The organism is Tenacibaculum sp. FZY0031 (assembly GCF_036350695.1).
Classification (GTDB): Bacteria; Bacteroidota; Bacteroidia; order Flavobacteriales; family Flavobacteriaceae; genus Polaribacter.
This window is the reverse complement of record NZ_JAZDVY010000002.1, coordinates 11,303-28,450: the sequence shown is the minus strand read 5'-3', so window position 1 is coordinate 28,450 and position 17,148 is coordinate 11,303. Positions and strand designations below refer to the sequence as shown.

Sequence of the window (17,148 nt, the reverse complement as noted above, 5' to 3'; positions counted from 1 at the left end):
GAAAATATTATTTTTGCGGAGATTTATAAGAAAACAAAACATTAGAAATACTATGAAAAAAATTGCTATAGGCTTAGCTTCTATGTCCTTAATTGTGTCGTTATTTACATTTTTTTATTCACAGAATACTTCAGAGTTAGTATATGTAGACGTAAATAAATTATTAGATGGTTATAAAAGAACTAAGGTAGTACGAGGAGAATTTGAAAAGAAAGCCAAGGTTTTAAAATCTAATGTAGATAGTTTAGTTACCGATTGGCAAAAAGAATTAAAACTGTACGAAAAAGAACGTTCAGGCTATTCAAGCAAAGAGTTGAAGTTAAAGCAAGAGTTGTTAGGAAATAAACAACAGCAAATAAACAACTATCAACAAGCTGTTCAAAAGCAAATTCAAGAAGAAGATAAAAAGGCAACCCAAACAGTTGTGAACGATATTAATGACTTTGTAAAGGAGTTTGGTAAGAAAAAAGGCTATAAAATTATTTTCGGAGCCAGTGGTTCAGGAAATGTAATGTATGCCGATAAGAGTGCTGACTTAACAGAAGAAGTGTTGCAGGGATTAAACTCAGACTTCGAAGGAAAGTAAAAAAAGCTAAAGAGGATAAAATACACTGTTATTGCTATGAGTCGTATTTGTTTATTGTTGGCATCAATACTGATGCTTCTTAGTAGTTGTACGTCAAAAACCTTTGAAACAAAGGAATTGATGTGGAAGTACTTACAAGACAAAAATCATAACTATTTACAAGAAAAAAATGTAAATGGTTATGATTTTACGTTGCTATACAAACCTACAGATTTATTAGTAGATCAGGAGTTGGGAGATGAAGTAACCTCAGAAAAGGTAGCCAAACTAAGAGAAAAGTATAGTCAGTATATTTACTTTACGTTGTCAATGTCAAGAGACAATAAAGAACTACTAAGTACTACTCCAAGAAACCGACAAGAATTTGGCGCTATGGTAAATGAGTTGGCTTTTGGAATGGATAAGAAAGTACATGTGTTTACTCCCAAGAAAGACACTTTAGACTTACTGGATTATGTATACCCGAGAATGTATGGAATGAGCAGAGCTACGACAATGCTGTTTGTATATCCCAGAGAAGAGAAGTATTTACAAGAAGCATATTTAAACCTTACCATAGGAGATTTGGGAACCTATACAGGAGAAGTGAAGTTTAAAGTACCCACTAAAATTATAAAAAACGAACCCACGATAAAGTTTAAGAATTAATTGTCATTGCGAGGAAGGAAACGACCGAAGCAATCTATTTATAGAAAACCAACCAAATATGATAAAGAATAAACAAACCAGAAGAACCATTGCTATTTTTTTCTTGTTAAATTTTTTAAGTACAATGCTACCTTATAATGCATTGTATGCAAATAATAATGGTCCAGATGCACCAGAAGCTTCAGGTTTTGAACCTGTGAATGCTACCGATATGGTAAACCTGTCTTCAGGAGATATGGCATACGTATTACCACTATTAGAAGTTGATGGGTTTCCTGTAACATTATCTTATCATGCGGGAATCCCTATGGATATGGATGCTTCATGGGCAGGACTAGGGTGGAATATTAATACTGGATCTATTTCAAGGGGAGTAGTTTCAACTCCAGATGATTGGAATATGGGTAGAAGTATGAAGTTTACATACTACTATTATGAAACGGAAACCTATACGGTTAATGTAGGAGTTGGTTTTGGTAAAGCCGCCGAGGTAGGTGTTGGTTTGTCATGGGGATCAAATAAATCTTTAACAGGGTCTGTTTCTGCTGCAATTGGTCCAATTTCTGCATCAATTGATACTGATGGAAATTATGGTGTAGGATTAAGTACTAGCGTAATATCGAATGGTTTAGGGTTTGATGGTGCATTTGATAAGCCTGGTGGAACAAACAGTGGTTCACCATTTGGGGGAAGTTTGTCGATTAGCGGTAACGTAAAAAAAAGTGGGATCTCGGTTGGATTATCAGCAGGTTATAGTAAAGGAGGATTAAATGCAGGTTTAGGAGTTTCTATTTCTGGTAGTGGAGTAGGAGCTGGATTTTCAATTGGAGGAGGTTCAGGAGAAGGAAAAAGTAAAAGAAGCGCTGGAGGAGGAGGTAGTATTGGTAGCTTTTCAGCAGCTGATATGAGTGTTAGTTCTAGTGGTTTTTATATTCCAATTAACATTTGGATTTTCAATTTTGGATTCGGGTATCAAAGACAAAAAATTAAATATAAAAAAGGGTTAAATAGATATGGTTTTGGTAGTTTCTACCAAACAGGAGAGGTGTTTAACACAGAATTAGGAGAAAGAAAAGACGCTACTGATTCTAATGGAACTTATTATGACAGCGCTTTTGAAGACCTACAAAGAAGAAATTTTTATGGAGATATTTATGATCAAGAATTAGCGCAACATGAAATAGATTTTATTCAAGATTATAGAAATTCAATTGAAAAAATCAACTTTACTTTCGCTGGATACGACAGTTATGGAATTAATGCTAGTGGTATAAGTGGGAATTTGTCACCAATTATTGGGGAAAATTCGGTATTGATAGGGGAAGGATTTGAAGGAAAAGATACTGATGATTCTAATAAGAAGATGAAAGTGTTTTACCATAATTCCTATGATAGAGAAACTTCTCAAGTTACTTTAAAAACAAATAAAAGTATTTCTGACAACAACTTATATTTTGCGTTTGATGGTCAAATAATGAATTATATGTCGGTAGGAGGATACCTTGGTAATTTTTCAAGTAGCACTACAGCTTTAAATTTAAATGATTTTGCTAGAAAATCTGGGAGTTATAAGCAACGTCCTAAAACAGGAAGTTTTGTAGAAGTATTTACGAATACACAATTAGATCAAAACCCTGGGCTAATGTTGAAGCCTAATACCGTTTATAATTCGAATACAAATACAACTACTTCAAGGGTTGCTAATTTAGGTTATGAAAAAGATGGTATTGGAGGATATAAGATTACAACTCCAGATGGGAAAGTGTATCATTTTGGACAACCGGTGTATCAATATGAAAAAGTTGAACATAATTTTATAGAAATAGATAAAGGATTAAACATAAGTGGATTAAACTCAAGTTCAAAAAGAGAAGCTACTCCATATGCAACACACTGGTTATTAACCGCAATTACAGGGCCTGATTATGTAGATACAAATGGAAATAGTTATCCTGATAATGGAGATTATGGGTATTGGTTACGTTTAGAACATGGACAATGGTCAAATGCTTATACATGGAGAACTCCATACGCTAATAGCGATTTAGTAGGACAAGATAATAGTATTACAAGTAATAAGGATTACCGTAGATACTCTACATATAATGAGAACGATGTTAACAAAGCAGATGCAGGTCATTTTTTACAGGGTAGAAAAGATTTGTACTATCTGGATAGGATAGTATCAAGAGAACAAACAGCGTATTTTGTTAAGGATATTCGTAAAGATGGATTAGGAACAGATTTAGATTATAATTTTAGTAATGCTGTTAATTTATCAAGGCTAAATGCTGTGTTAGATAAGTATAAAGAGAGGTATGGAGTTTCATCTGTTCAGTACGTTACTCTAAAGAACTGGAGAGATAATCAAATCAGCAAATTAGCTATAGGTACGGCGGGTTCAACATTTGTTGATGAGAATGGAAATGACGAGGTAATTCTAGGAGAAGAATATGCTAGCTATGAAACAGAGTATTTACTTCGTTTAGACAAAATTATCATTGAGAAAAATAAGGAGTCTAATTTAAATACAATTAGTTCATCAAATGCATTGGGTGGAATTAGTGCATCGACGAAAAATGCACCTTATAATACGACATTAAATGGAAATAATGGAACGTTGTTTTCTAAATATATTCCTAATGCAGCAAAATCACACAGGTTGCACCAGGCAAATAACGTATTAGACGTAAATGATGATGATGTGAAAAATTACGACTATAGCAAAGCTTTAAAAGTAATTAAGTTTTCACATAGCTATGATTTAGCAAAACAATCTCCTAACTCTATATCTCCTGAAAAAGGAAGGTTAACTTTAGAAAAAGTACATTTTTATGGAAGAGGAATGAAAGAAGGAGCAACAGAAAGTGAATTATATGATTATATGCCTCCATATGAATTCAATTATAAAAAAGGTATAAGAAAGGATGGAACTGAAGTAGTTTTTTCAAGAAACGATTCACCAGATGCTATAGGAAAAGAGAAAGAATTTAATAAAAAAGATAGTTGGGGCTTTATTGCTGGAGAAAGTGCTGACGGAAAAACATTGGCTGATACTTGGAGTTTAAATAGTATCAAAACCCCTCAAGGAAGTACAATTGATATTGCTTATGAAGAGGATGACTATTATGTGGAAGCTTTTTCAAGAAGGTTTTGGGAAGATAACCTGAAGTTTAATGTGGTTAAAACAGTAGATTCTCCAGTTGATGAGTTCGAAATTCACATTAAGTATGATGATGGGTATGTTGTACGAGATAGAGATAAATTTACTAATTATTTTAAGTCAGACGATAAGGTGTTTTTGGATTTATGGATTGGAGTTACTCTGCACGAAGGCGTAACTAATAGTCATGATTCTAGAGGGAAAATAGATGTGTTTCCAAAAGAAGAAGGCTTAGAGCTTAAAAGTTTAACTGATACAGAAATAGTATTAAAAGCTATAGGGAATGATATTAACGACTGCAGAAATTGTGGTGGAAAATGTAAGCAATCATTACCATTTTCTTATTTTGATATTAGCACTTTTACTTCTAAACCTGCTTGGTGGTCAAAGAGAAATTGGAGTTACAGTGATTACTATTCAAACAAAGAAAGAGGACAAACCCCAGGAGATGTATCTAGAGGTGAACCAGGACATTCAATTAGATATAAGTTACTAGCAACAAAATCTCCATCAGGAAATAATGGAGGTGGATTAAAAGTGGCGAAAATTACAGTAAATGATGAAGCAGGAGCTACGTATGAAACAACCTATGACTATAGAGTTCCTGATTTTGTAAATGGTGGATTTACTGATAAATCTTCAGGAATTACCTCTTTTTACCCAATTTATGGAACAACATTCGTACCATATCAAAATGAATTACCAGGGCCAGGAGTTATGTATGAATGGGTAACTATGAAAGCAAGAGGATATGATGCTACAGGGAAAGAACTACCATCTGAAAGTACACGATATCATTATTATACCTTACAGCCAAATTTCCACATTTTTGATCCTGGATTTACGATGAAGGATAACGACGGAGAGGTTTTATTTAAGGCTACGGTAAATGATATAAACATTCCAAAAGAGAAAATTAAGGCTAAAGACATTACAATTGAAACCAATTTAGCCAAAATAGGGCAGCTTATTTCTATAGAGCAGTTTAATGCAGAAAACCAATTGTTGAATAAAACAACAAATGAGTATACAAACAAATTAGGAAAATACCAGGAAACGTTTACATCAATGAAGTCAATTTATGACTATTCATATGATGAAGATAATGGTAATTATTACAATAGAAATTTAAAAAGAAGAGCTTTATCAAAATCAACAAAAATTGAAGGAGGAAAAATCTTAAATAAAGTAACCTCTGTAACACCCTATGGAACCTCTTCAATAGAGTACTTAAATCAAGACCCATATTTAGGTTCATATAGAACTTCTATAAAAACCAAAGCAGACGGAACTAAAGTAAAAGAAACAAAGTATCCTGCTTATGAAAAGTATATTCAGATGGGGTCTAAAATAAATAATCCATCTTATAGAAATATGTTAACACAAGAGGCTATGAATGTAACCTCCGTAGAAGTCGCCCCTAATAATTGGAGAACTACGAGTGCTGGGGTTACTACTTGGAATAATGACTGGGTGTATAGAGATAAAGATGGAGGAGAGTTAAAACCAACTGCAGATAATGAAAAAATTTGGCGTAAACACAAAAGTTTTGTTTGGAAGGGAGCTATAGATGAATATGGAACTTATGGAAAACTCCTTAACCAAAACTCTTTTAATTGGGGTGTTGGAGCTACGCAAACAAATACCGAGTGGGAAGAAGTTTCAGAGATAATGCGTTATTCACATTATTCAGTTCCAATAGAAGCAAGGGATATTAATGATAATTACGCATCTTCCAAGATGGATGCTAATTTTAGTAAAACGATAGCAGGAGGAAATGCCCAATATACAGAAATGTATTACTCTGGTTTAGAAGAGTATAAAAGTGGTAGAGAAGGAGAGTTTTTATTTGAAAACACACAATTGAGTTCTGAAGCTCACACTGGAGAATCTGCAGTAGTTGTGAGAGCAACATCAAAAGCATTTAAGTTACACATAGATTCAAGAGAGGGTTCTACTTTATTAGGAAAAAAGTTTAGACCAGGAAACTATAAAGTATCATATTGGTTGTATACTCCAGATACAGAATCAAAGGATGTTCCTAATGCTAACTTAATATATGGTACTCAAAATATAGCATCGCAAGAAACAGTGAAAGCTGGAAACTGGACGTTGGTAAATCATTTTATCACAGTAGTTGATAATACTAGTTTAGATTTATATCTAACTAATGAAGGCTTGTCTACGTCTGGTATTATTGATGATTTTAGAATTCACCCAGTAGCATCAAGTATGAATAGCTATGTGTATGATAAGAATACAGATGAGTTGCGCTTTATTTTAGATGCTAATAATTTGGCAACTGAATTTAAATATGATAAGGCAGGTAGATTATGTAAAACCTTTAAAGAAGTTCTAAATCAAGGCATAAATATTGGAGGTTTCAAATTATTAAAAGAATATCGATATAGGTATAAAAACGCACCATCTAACTCAGGAATATGTGGTTGCTGTGAAGACGATGGAGTTGTATATGTTAATGATGCACCTACAGCGATGTCCGACAATTATCATTTTAAGGTAGTAACAAATGAAGCATTAACATTAGATGTGTTAGCTAATGATTATGATCCTAATTCATTAGATGTATTAACAATAGACAAAATAGTGTCACTTCCAAGTAATGGAGTAGTAGCCATAAACAATAATAAAATTGTTTATACACCTAATGCGAATTTTTATGGGCAAGATAGTTTCACTTATTCAATAAAAGATAATGGCACACCTGCTAAGTCAAGCAACACAGCTACAGTAAATATAAGTTTGACAGAAGATACGTTCTTCCCTCTTATTAAAATTACAGATTTTGTAGACGTTGGTCATAAAGCTTGCACCACCTTTAAAGTAACAATTGCTGGAGGTAGTGGTTCTTTTACATATGTGTGGAAAAAGATAGACTACAACGATAATGTAGTAAGTACTCATACAGGAAGTTCAGATTACTATGTTTGTACAAGTTGTTCAGCAAATGAGTATTATCAAATTTCTTGCACAATTACAGACAATATTTCTGGAAAGGTAAAAACTGTAAATAGTGCTACAGGACCTTGTGGAGGTAGCATGGGAGACGGTCCAGTATTAGAAGAACCTAAATAATATATAATTAATAAGAAAAGACATAATTATATGAAAAAGTATATACAAATAGTAGTGTTGATTAGTTTATTAGCCAATAGTGATTTTCTATTTTCACAAGAAATAGAACCAGATATAACATTAAGCTCACCTGAAACAACTTCAAGAACAGTAGAAGCCACTAACAGTATAACACTATTGCCAGGATTTAGTGCTACAGGATTAACTCCTTTTATCGCACGAATTGTTCCAGAAAATATTTATGATGTGGTTAAAGGCGCACCATACATGAAAAATGAGGCGCTAAATTGGATATCTAGTAGTTCTTATGATTTATCTGGTAACCTAACTTCAAGTGGTGTTGCTTATTTTAATACACTAGGTAAAGCTACTCAAAATCATTCTCTAGATGTTAAAACTGGTAAAATTTGGACAAATGAAGTACGATATGATGCCTTTGGAAAACCAACATTTTCTACTTTAAGTGCTCCTGTTGGCACACAGTATGGATATAAAAATAACTTTATAACTACAACTACTGGTGGAAATTTATCAAAATCACAAATAGAAAGTATAAAGGATAATACAGCTGTAGGTATTATAGGTAACCAAGAAAACACTTTAGGATGGTATTACAGTGAAAATAATACTTCTGAAAAATACCAAGATATTACAGCACATCCATATAGTAAAGTTATATATAGTAGATTAAGACCAGGTATACCTTTAAAAACTTTGGGAGGGAATAAAATACAAAAAACCGCATCTAGCCCAAAAGAATGGTTGCAAAGCTATTCTTTTGATATGCCCATGACTCAAGAGCTTTTTTATGAGTTTGAACCAGGTTACTTCCCAGAAAGAGAGTTAGTTATTACTAAAAATAGTAATGGAAAAGCGTATTATGGAACTAGTGATATATATTACACTTATGATTTACAAGAGGTGGATGAAAGTAATTGTAATGGAATGGGATCGGTATACTCAGATAAGCGTTTGGCAGAAAATTATACACTGCATGTAGGATACATTTATAAAATTACACTTGGAAGTCAAATGGGGTATTATAAAGTTATATCAAGAGAACCTCATTATGTGTCTTCTGGAGGAGGAGGTTTTGAGTTTGAAAGTAGTGGTGGAGAAGAACAACTTTTACCACCACCAGGAGGATCCAGTACTGAATTAGAGGAGTTTATTTGGTTAAATGATATGGAGGCATATAACTGCCCGTTAGGAAAACCTGTATTTTTAAACGGAAAAAAAACAGTTATAAGAGATGTTCATGGTGTAGAAAGTGTTGTGTTTACTGATACTGATGGGAATGTGTTAGCAGCTGCTAGAAGTGGAAATGAAGATGGTCAAAAGAATGTTAAAACGGTGATATCTCCAATTAATGAACAAGGCTATGTAGATATTCATATTCCTAAAGGGTGTGGAGGAACAGTAAGCATTTTACATAATAAAAAATATTTAGGAATACCTACTAGTTTAGAAGGAGCTTATGTAGGAGGAATACGACTTAATGTATATGATTTAATTAGTGAAATGAAAGTAAAAGAGAATATAAGCATTAGTTCTCAACCTTCATTTACTCTTAATCCAGGGGTTTATAGAGTAGAGTTAATTGATACTCCGCATATAGTTGCTTATGAAGCCCCGCTTCCTTATGTGAAATTATCTGGTTCTACCCCAGCTTTACTAGATCCAATAAATACAATAGGAATTAAATATAATGTTAACTACTACGATTATAGTTTAAATTATTACGATAAAGCAAATCGTTTAGTAAAAAGTACACAACCATTAAGCAAAAAAATAGCAAGTACTTATGCATACAATACCCTAGGGCAATTACAAAGTGCTTCAAGTCCAGATGAAGGAGAAGCAGCGTTTAAATACCGTAAAGATGGTCAAATACGATTTTCACAAAATGAGCAGCAAGCACTAGATGGTGAATTTTCATATACCAATTATGATAGTTTTGGAAGACCAGTAGAGAGTGGAGTTGCCATAGGAACCTATACTACTTTGAATCCAGATGCAACTTCTTTTTCAGGAACCAAAAAAGAACAACATTTTACTGTATATGACGTAGCTGATAGTAATCTACAAACGGTTCTAACAAGTGCAGGACTACCAGTAGAGACATATAAGCAAACATTTGTAGCGGGTAATGTCGCAAAAACATTTACTGTTAATCCTAGTACCACTACTACTTGGTATAGCTATGACGCGTATGGTAGAGTTACTTGGATGGTACAAAATATTGATGGTTTAGGTGTAAAAACTATTGATTATGAATATGATTTTGCGAAAGGACAGCTAACTAAGGTATTATACCAAAAACATAAAGCAAATGAATTGTTTGCTCATAAATACACCTATAATATTGCAGGAGAATTGTATAAAGTAGAAACTTCTACTGATAATAATACGTTTACGGAGCAAGCAAAGTACAAGTACTACGAAACAGGTGCCTTAAAACGTGTTGAAGTAGCAGAAAATGTACAAGGAATTGACTATATTTATAACTTAAATGGACAATTAAAAGCAATAAACCACCCATCTAGAAGCAATTCTTTAGACCCAGGAAAAGACGGAACTAATGGAATAGCCGGTGATTTATTTGGTTTTGCAATAGATTATTATAACGGAGATTATACCCGTACCAATACACCTACACCAGTAACCGTAGCAACAGGTTTTGAAGCTAATAACCAATACAATGGTAATATCAAAGCAACACGTTGGTCTAATGAAGAAGGAAGTACACAAGCTTCACAAGTATTTACCTATAACAAAAATAACTGGTTGCAAGAGGCAAATTTTGGGATAGCAAATAGTACAGGTACTATTACCCCAAATGCATATGGTAATTACAAGGTGTATGGATTAAGTTACGATGCCAATGGTAATATAAAAACACTAAACCGTAATAAGAATGGTGATAGTAGTAATGCCATGGATAAATTAAGTTATAATTATCTAAAAGGTAAAAACCAATTAGATTATATTACAGATGCTCTAGGAAATGCAGGTGTAAACGATATTGATACTCAAAGTGAAGGAAACTATGTATATGATAGTATAGGTAGATTAACTGAGAATAAAAAAGAAAAGGTAACCTACGAATACAATGCAAGTGGTTTAGTTACAAAGGTATTTTACGATAGTAAGCTAAAGGTACAATTCTTTTACAATGATAAAGGGCACCGAGTAAAAAAGGTAGACTATTTAACTACAGGGGCTATTAATAAAACTACGCACTACGTACGTGATGCATCTGGAAGTGCTTTAGCCATTTATGAAAATTTACAGCAAAAAGAGATTCCTATTTATGGAGCGAGTAGGTTAGGAGTTTACAATAAAGGAACCAATAAAAGCGTTTATCAGTTAACAGATCATTTAGGAAATGTACGAGCAGTTGTTGAAAAACAAGGAACGAATGTTGCAGCAATAAGTAGAACCGATTACTATCCTTTTGGTATGCCAATGCCTGAAAGAAATGATGGAGCTAGTCAGTATCGTTATAAGTACCAAGGACAAGAAAAAGACCCTGAAACTGGGAAAGAAGCGTTTCAATTAAGGCTTTGGGATGGACGTATTGGTAGATGGTTAACCACGGATCCTGCAGGACAATATTCAAGTCCTTATTTAGGAATGGGGAATAACCCAATTTCTAGAGTTGACCCTGATGGAGGGACGGATTGCCCAAATCCACCATGTAATAATAATCAAAATAATAATATATTATTGGATGAAGTTGTAATTACAGCTAAAGCTAATAAATATAACTCTTTAGTTAATAAGCAATTTCATTTGAATCAACAAATATATGAGTTAGAAAGGCAATTAGCAAGAGATGCTGCGATTAAAGATATCACAGGAGATTTGACAAAAAAGGGAGCCTTAAAAAGTGTGGCAACTAAGTATTTAGAAGCATATAGTAGACTACCAAAAGATAAGATAAAGCACTTATTAGACAATCCAAATAAGATTAGAGAAAGTGTTGAAAAATATTTTAATGATTATATTGACTATTTAGATAAAGGTGGGTTAGAAAAAGAAGCTTATTTTCATTTAGAATCTATAAATAATAAAGCTCATGTAGCTCTAATGTATACAAAGCCAATAATAGCTAAAACAGCAGGAGCGATTAATAACGGAGCTAAGTTGAATTACAAGAACACTCTAAGAAAACTAAATAATGTTAAAAGTCAGTATAATGATATAACAGAACAGATAAATAGTTTCGATACTACAGGAATACTAAGCGGTGGATTTGGAGGAGGCTTTGGAGGTGGTGGCTTTGGAGGTGGTGGAGCGACCATGGGGTGGAAATAGTAAGAAAATACCAATAGTGAATTATAAAACTACTTTAAGTAATTAGAGTAGTTTTTTGTCATTAAGAGGTTTACTTGTTTCGGGTAATTAAGTGTCATTTCGAAGGAGTATGCGACTGAGAAATCTACTTCTTTATGACCTAGAAACTACAAGGTTTAGTGGAACAAAATTATAACAATAGATAATATGAGTTATTTCTTTGAATAAGATTTCTCCTTAGAGTCGAAATGACAGGTGTAATCTGCTTATTCTGAGTTTGTATTGTTGTTTTTAGTTATGTAATGTTAAGATTGCTTCGCTTCATTTTGTTTTGCTCGCAATGACGGCTCTAATGTGTCATTACGAGGAGTGTGCGACGAAGTAATCTACTTATTCGAAATTTGTATATATTCTTTCAAAATAGCAACATTATTCACACTAAAAAAGCTATTAGGGTAAATAGTATTTTTTTACATTTGTAGGAGATTAGAACTATATTATTACTTTCTATTCAAGAAAAATAAATTGTATTATATGAAAATAAAGTGGACAATCTTATTAGCCTTCGTAATAACTTTTATTGCAGCCTGTGAAGCAGTGTTTGTAGATGATATTTCAGACAAAGCAGTAACCGTTACAGCTCCAAAAGAAGGGGTGAGCCTACCAGAAGGGAGTATTTCTTTTTTATGGGAACGTATTGAAGGAGTAGAGAAGTATCAATTACAAGTAGCGAGTCCAAATTTTGAAAACGCAGCACAAGTAGTATTAGATACAACAATCAGTAAAAACTCTTTTGCAAAAGCATTGACAAAAGGAAATTATGAATGGCGAGTGAGAGCGAAAAATTCAGAGTACGAAACACCTTATACCTCACAAGCTTTTTATGTATATGAAGGAGATATTACAACCAAAGAATTGGTGTTAACTTCACCCAAAGATGATGTCATGACAAATGTATCTAATCAAACGTTATCTTGGGAAAAATTACCAGAAGCGGTAGAGTATAGAGTCCAAATTTGGAAACCAGATACCAACGGGACTTTAGAAGAAGATACAACCATAACTAACACAACGATTGATGTTGATTTCTCTGATGGAACCTATACATGGCAGGTTAGACCGCAGAGCAGCACACAAAATGGTAAATATGTATCAAGAAAACTAACTGTTGATACGGTAAAACCAAATACCCCTGAAAACACAACACCTGCAGATGCTAGTTCACAAACAGAAACTACGGTGAGCTTTACTTGGAAAAGAGAAAATATAGCAGGAACGAGTGAATTAGATAGCTTATACGTTTATACAGATGAAAGCTTAAATAAGCTAGCTTTTAAAGCTGAGGGAACAGACAAAAGTTTTACACAAGAAAATGTAGAAGCAAAAGTATACTACTGGTATATTCAATCTTTTGATAAAGCAGGGAATAGAAGCGACAAAAGTGAGGTAACGAGTTTTACAGTTAACTAACTTAAATGTAGTTTTAAGAAAAACGAAAAACCGTAAAAATCAATGTAGTTAAACTTTCCTTAAGGAAGAAATTTGCATTTTTGAGATTTAGCTCCGCTGAACCCACGGTTTCTCCTTTCATTACTCTACACTTCAAAATGACAGTGAAATATTCGTCATTTCGATAAAGGGAGTGCAAGAGTGATGAGAAATCTTTATAATACTAAGATTTAAATTAATAAAACCTTACGTTTTCTTCTTCTATAGATAAACTATCAATCCTTAACAATTTCAACCAACTTTTTATCCTGATCTACTTCCCAAACATTAAACTGTCCATCACCATCAAAATCAGTAATAGCTGTAGCACGAGCTTTAAACGTATTGTTAGTACTTTCAATAATTTCGTATTGGTAATTCGCTCTACCACCATTAGCAACGGTAACAGGAGGTACAAAATCTAGTACGTTAAAATCAGCACTATAGGTAGAGTGCATAAAAAAGTGATTGCGCTGTAAAGAATGTAAGTGGTTTAATTGATTTTGAGCCTCAATACTTTTGGTACGAGAAATTAAAGGCATTAAGTTAGGCAATGCAATTAAAATTAAAATACCAATAATAACTAAGGTTATTAATAACTCTTGTAAGTTATAGGCATCTACTTTTTTTAGTACAATCTTTTTATAAAAGCTCATTTTTTCGTTTTTAGTCGGTAAATGTAATTGTTTATCGTAAAAAAATAAAATAATTAGGTAATTACTGTACTTAGCTTGAACATCGGTAAGTACATGGCAATTAAAATGACAGCAACAATACCTCCTAACACTAAAATTAAGATGGGTTCTATGGTTGCATTAATCATTTTAGACCTGTATTCTATTTCTTCGTTATATTGATAGGTTAAACGCTTGAAAATAATTTCGTTTTGATTGGTTTCTTCGGCAACTTTTAATAGAGAAGCCATTTTTTTATCAAATATAGGTTGATTAGCAACACTTTTATGTAAGCTAATTCCTTGTAAAATATCTGATTCAACTTGTTGTAAGGCTGTTTGTAAGGGGTAAAAACGGATCATTTTTTGCGTTAACTGTAATCCGTTTAATAACGGGACTTTAGCAGCAACAAGTAAGCTTATGGCTTGTGTGAATTGTGCAATACGTATTTTTCTTGTAAAGTCACCGATAAAAGGAGTTTTTAGTAAAACAGCCGAACTTATTTTTCTAAACCACAATTTATTTTTTACAACAAAGAGAAGACCAACAATAAGGAGAATAAAAAGAAAAAACAAGGGAGCATTTTCTTCAGAAAAATCAGCTAAAGCAATGATCTTTTTAGTCACCCAAGGCAATTCTACTTTGTTTTGTTTAAAAATATCAGCAAACATAGGCACCACCATTCGTAACATAAAAAACACCGCTAAAAAGGCTGTTATTAACACAACAATAGGATACGATAAGGCACTTACAATTATTCTACGTTGTTCATTTTTACGCTTATAAAAATTACCCAACTCTTCACTTACTTTTTGCAGTGTTCCTGTTTGTTCACCTATTTGTAGAGAGTAGAATTCGTAGTTGGTAAATGACTTATGCCTTTTTATAGCATCCGATAAATTTTTACCATTGATTAAATCATCAACGATGCTGTTAAATAGTTCTTTGTCAGAAGCTTTTTTTTGTTCATTTCCAATGAGTTCAATGGCGTCTTTTAACTCTAAACCAGCTTTTAAAAGTATCCCCAGTTCAATATAAAAATTTTCTTTCTTTTTATTAGAAAAAGAATTTCCAAACAGGCTAATTTCTTTTTTTAATAGTGAGTCTATATCAAAAGAAGTTTTTTCTTTTTTGGGTTTTTCTGATATGTTGTTGAGTTGAAAAGCCATTAATTGTTTAGGTAAAAAGCAGCATCTTTTTGTTTGTAAATAAAAATCTGTTTGAAGTTGTAGGTAGGGTTTGTATATAATTTCATAGCATCTATAGTACCTTGTGTAACTTCTTTTCCGTCCAAAAATAAAGATTTATCAGGAAAATTGATGAAAATTGTATCGTTTTGTCTTAAAATATAATCATTGCTAAAATCATACGTAATAGTATCAATGGCATTCGTCATTAAAAAAGTATCTTTAATAGGAGAGTAGTTTACATGATAACTATTAAAATCTTTCCATAATAATCGCTCTAAAAGTTGGTATTGTTGCTGACTTTTAAAATTTGTTTTAATAGTAGTGAGTTGTTTTTGAACCGTGTCTAATATTAAAAAAGTTAAGGAAACGACAAGACTTGTAATCACTAAAACAATTAACATTTCACTTAGTGTAAAAGCAGCCATTTTTTTAGTTTTCATAAGCTACAGTTTTTTTAGTGACTTTCTTTTTAGAGGTTTTGTTTTCAGCTTCAAAAACAACTAGTTTTTGGTTTTCTTCTATAACTTCTTCTGAATAGATAATCCACTCATTTTCTTCAGAAGAATAGGGGAGTGTAATCTGTCCGTTTTTATATTGATATACAATTTCTGTCAATTCATTTTCTATTTTATGTGTGCTATTTTTAACCGTGTTAAATAACAGGTTATCTACTGTTAATAAAGCAACTCCGAATATGAGTAAAATAATTACAGTAGCAACAATTACTTCGGTTAACGAAGACGCTTTTACTTTTAGACCCGTTATTTTCTTTAATAAAGCCATTTTGCTACGGAATAATTTTGGTTTTTTATAGGTAATCCAGAAAATTGATTAGGAAGTTTAGTGCTATTAATTTCTACATTGTATACATGATTTATATACGTACTACCAAACTGTTTTGTTAAAAAATGATTCGTATATACACTTCCGTATACGGTTCCTAACAATTCTAAATTTTGATTACAATATACATCTCCAGTAATAGTTGTTTTTTCTTTGATATGAATTTGTGGATTAAAATTCATGGTTTTACTAGTACTGTATAGTAAAATACTACCCTTTATTTGACAGTTTTCTTCAATAATAATTTCAGGGTTATTGTTAGTATCTATTTTTTTTTCATTTATCACAACCAAAGCACTCGGATAGTGTAATGTACAATTAGATTGCACATTAATGGTGTCTTTAGCAAATGCTTGAAATGTTCCATTCACTCGATTTTGAACGGTTATTTTTGGGGCAACCAAAATAACATCTTCAAGTATGGCAGAAGTATGTATAGTAATACTGCTGTTTGATTTTATGAGTATATTACCCGTTAAAGAAATGTTTTTAAGATGAATAGGGTAGTTTGAATTATAAACCAGCGTTTCTTTTTTAAACGAATTATTAAAGTGTTTACCTTCCTCTAACTCAAAAAAAGAAGTTTTACCATCTAAAAGATGTGAAGAAACATACTTTTTTATAGTATTTATGTTTTCTATTTCAGGGAGTTTGGTACTACTTAAAGTAGACCTTCCGTATAACAAGGTATTTCTATTATATGAAGTTCCAGCAATATTTCCTCTTTTAATACCTAGTTTAGGAATACTTGCATCTCCGACAATTTTGGTGTTTCCTACTATCGCTAAGGGTTTATTGTTTTCTTGAAGATATAAAGCCTTTTTTTTACGGTTAAAACTACCTAATAACCCTATTTGTTCAAAGAATTCATTTTTTTCTGAAGATGTAACGTGAACACTTTTATAAATTCCCCAATCTTTAGTTATAATCGAGGTGTTATTGAGTTGATTTAGGTTTGTGTCGTTAAGTTTTTGAGTTTTTAAAAGGTCGAAAGTATGCTGTACGTTTTCTATTGTTTTTTTATATAAAGCACCTTTTAATTGAACTTTTTTATGAAGGTGTATTAAAGTGATAAAGGCAAGTATGAGTATGGCTATAATTACGGAAATAACTAAAACATACTGTAAGGCTCCTGCTTTTACCTTTTTTAATAACAGCATA

General features: G+C 32.5%; 10 protein-coding genes. 5 read left to right on the top strand and 5 right to left on the bottom strand.

Annotated features, from left to right (window positions below; genetic code table 11):
• Window positions 1–52 precede the first annotated feature (52 nt).
• The 5 genes from V1T75_RS02435 (at window position 53) to V1T75_RS02415 (ending at window position 13,262) form a co-directional block, all read left to right on the top strand.
• Window positions 53–586, top strand: a complete 534-nt coding sequence (locus tag V1T75_RS02435) for an OmpH family outer membrane protein (RefSeq protein ID WP_330486980.1) — start codon at window positions 53–55, stop codon at window positions 584–586.
• A 36-nt stretch (window positions 587–622) separates the two neighbouring features.
• Window positions 623–1,234, top strand: coding sequence for a hypothetical protein (locus V1T75_RS02430; RefSeq protein WP_330486979.1), 612 nt, complete (start codon window positions 623–625; stop codon window positions 1,232–1,234).
• A 58-nt stretch (window positions 1,235–1,292) separates the two neighbouring features.
• Entirely contained in the window at window positions 1,293–7,493 is a 6,201-nt protein-coding gene (locus V1T75_RS02425; RefSeq protein ID WP_330486978.1) for an Ig-like domain-containing protein, read from the top strand.
• Window positions 7,494–7,523: 30 nt separating this feature from the next.
• Window positions 7,524–11,813 carry an RHS repeat domain-containing protein gene (locus V1T75_RS02420; protein WP_330486977.1) on the top strand — a complete coding sequence of 1,430 codons (4,290 nt, stop codon included), beginning with the start codon at window positions 7,524–7,526 and terminating at the stop codon, window positions 11,811–11,813.
• A gap of 513 nt (window positions 11,814–12,326) precedes the next feature.
• Window positions 12,327–13,262, top strand: coding sequence for a hypothetical protein (locus V1T75_RS02415; RefSeq protein ID WP_330486976.1), 936 nt, complete (start codon window positions 12,327–12,329; stop codon window positions 13,260–13,262).
• A gap of 254 nt (window positions 13,263–13,516) precedes the next feature.
• On the opposite strand, the gene V1T75_RS02410 is transcribed toward V1T75_RS02415, so the two are convergent.
• The 5 genes from V1T75_RS02410 to V1T75_RS02390 are packed head-to-tail and all read right to left on the bottom strand — an operon-like array spanning window position 13,517 to window position 17,147.
• Window positions 13,517–13,936 carry a prepilin-type N-terminal cleavage/methylation domain-containing protein gene (locus V1T75_RS02410; RefSeq protein WP_330486975.1) on the bottom strand — a complete coding sequence of 140 codons (420 nt, stop codon included), beginning with the start codon at window positions 13,934–13,936 and terminating at the stop codon, window positions 13,517–13,519.
• Window positions 13,937–13,989: 53 nt separating this feature from the next.
• Complete coding sequence (locus tag V1T75_RS02405) at window positions 13,990–15,123, bottom strand: type II secretion system F family protein (protein ID WP_330486974.1); 1,134 nt, start codon at window positions 15,121–15,123, stop codon at window positions 13,990–13,992.
• Window positions 15,123–15,584 (bottom strand): PulJ/GspJ family protein, encoded by a 462-nt coding sequence (locus V1T75_RS02400; protein ID WP_330486973.1) that lies wholly within the window; start codon window positions 15,582–15,584, stop codon window positions 15,123–15,125. Before V1T75_RS02400 ends, V1T75_RS02405 begins: the two co-directional genes overlap by 1 nt.
• On the bottom strand, window positions 15,574–15,927 hold the full coding sequence (locus V1T75_RS02395) for a hypothetical protein (RefSeq protein ID WP_330486972.1): 354 nt from the start codon (window positions 15,925–15,927) through the stop codon (window positions 15,574–15,576). The genes V1T75_RS02400 and V1T75_RS02395 overlap by 11 nt, the downstream gene beginning before the upstream one ends.
• Complete coding sequence (locus V1T75_RS02390) at window positions 15,915–17,147, bottom strand: hypothetical protein (RefSeq protein ID WP_330486971.1); 1,233 nt, start codon at window positions 17,145–17,147, stop codon at window positions 15,915–15,917. Before V1T75_RS02390 ends, V1T75_RS02395 begins: the two co-directional genes overlap by 13 nt.
• Window position 17,148: the final 1 nt, after the last annotated feature.

What these genes read in the sequence shown, in the direction of transcription:
- V1T75_RS02390 (WP_330486971.1), bottom strand. Translation starts at nt 17,147, where the DNA reads ATGCTGTTATTAAAAAAGGTAAAAGCAGGAGCCTTACAGTATGTTTTA.
- V1T75_RS02425 (WP_330486978.1), top strand. Translation starts at nt 1,293, where the DNA reads ATGATAAAGAATAAACAAACCAGAAGAACCATTGCTATTTTTTTCTTG.
- V1T75_RS02405 (WP_330486974.1), bottom strand. Translation starts at nt 15,123, where the DNA reads ATGGCTTTTCAACTCAACAACATATCAGAAAAACCCAAAAAAGAAAAA.
- V1T75_RS02420 (WP_330486977.1), top strand. Translation starts at nt 7,524, where the DNA reads ATGAAAAAGTATATACAAATAGTAGTGTTGATTAGTTTATTAGCCAAT.
- V1T75_RS02395 (WP_330486972.1), bottom strand. Translation starts at nt 15,927, where the DNA reads ATGGCTTTATTAAAGAAAATAACGGGTCTAAAAGTAAAAGCGTCTTCG.
- V1T75_RS02400 (WP_330486973.1), bottom strand. Translation starts at nt 15,584, where the DNA reads ATGAAAACTAAAAAAATGGCTGCTTTTACACTAAGTGAAATGTTAATT.
- V1T75_RS02410 (WP_330486975.1), bottom strand. Translation starts at nt 13,936, where the DNA reads ATGAGCTTTTATAAAAAGATTGTACTAAAAAAAGTAGATGCCTATAAC.
- V1T75_RS02415 (WP_330486976.1), top strand. Translation starts at nt 12,327, where the DNA reads ATGAAAATAAAGTGGACAATCTTATTAGCCTTCGTAATAACTTTTATT.
- V1T75_RS02435 (WP_330486980.1), top strand. Translation starts at nt 53, where the DNA reads ATGAAAAAAATTGCTATAGGCTTAGCTTCTATGTCCTTAATTGTGTCG.
- V1T75_RS02430 (WP_330486979.1), top strand. Translation starts at nt 623, where the DNA reads ATGAGTCGTATTTGTTTATTGTTGGCATCAATACTGATGCTTCTTAGT.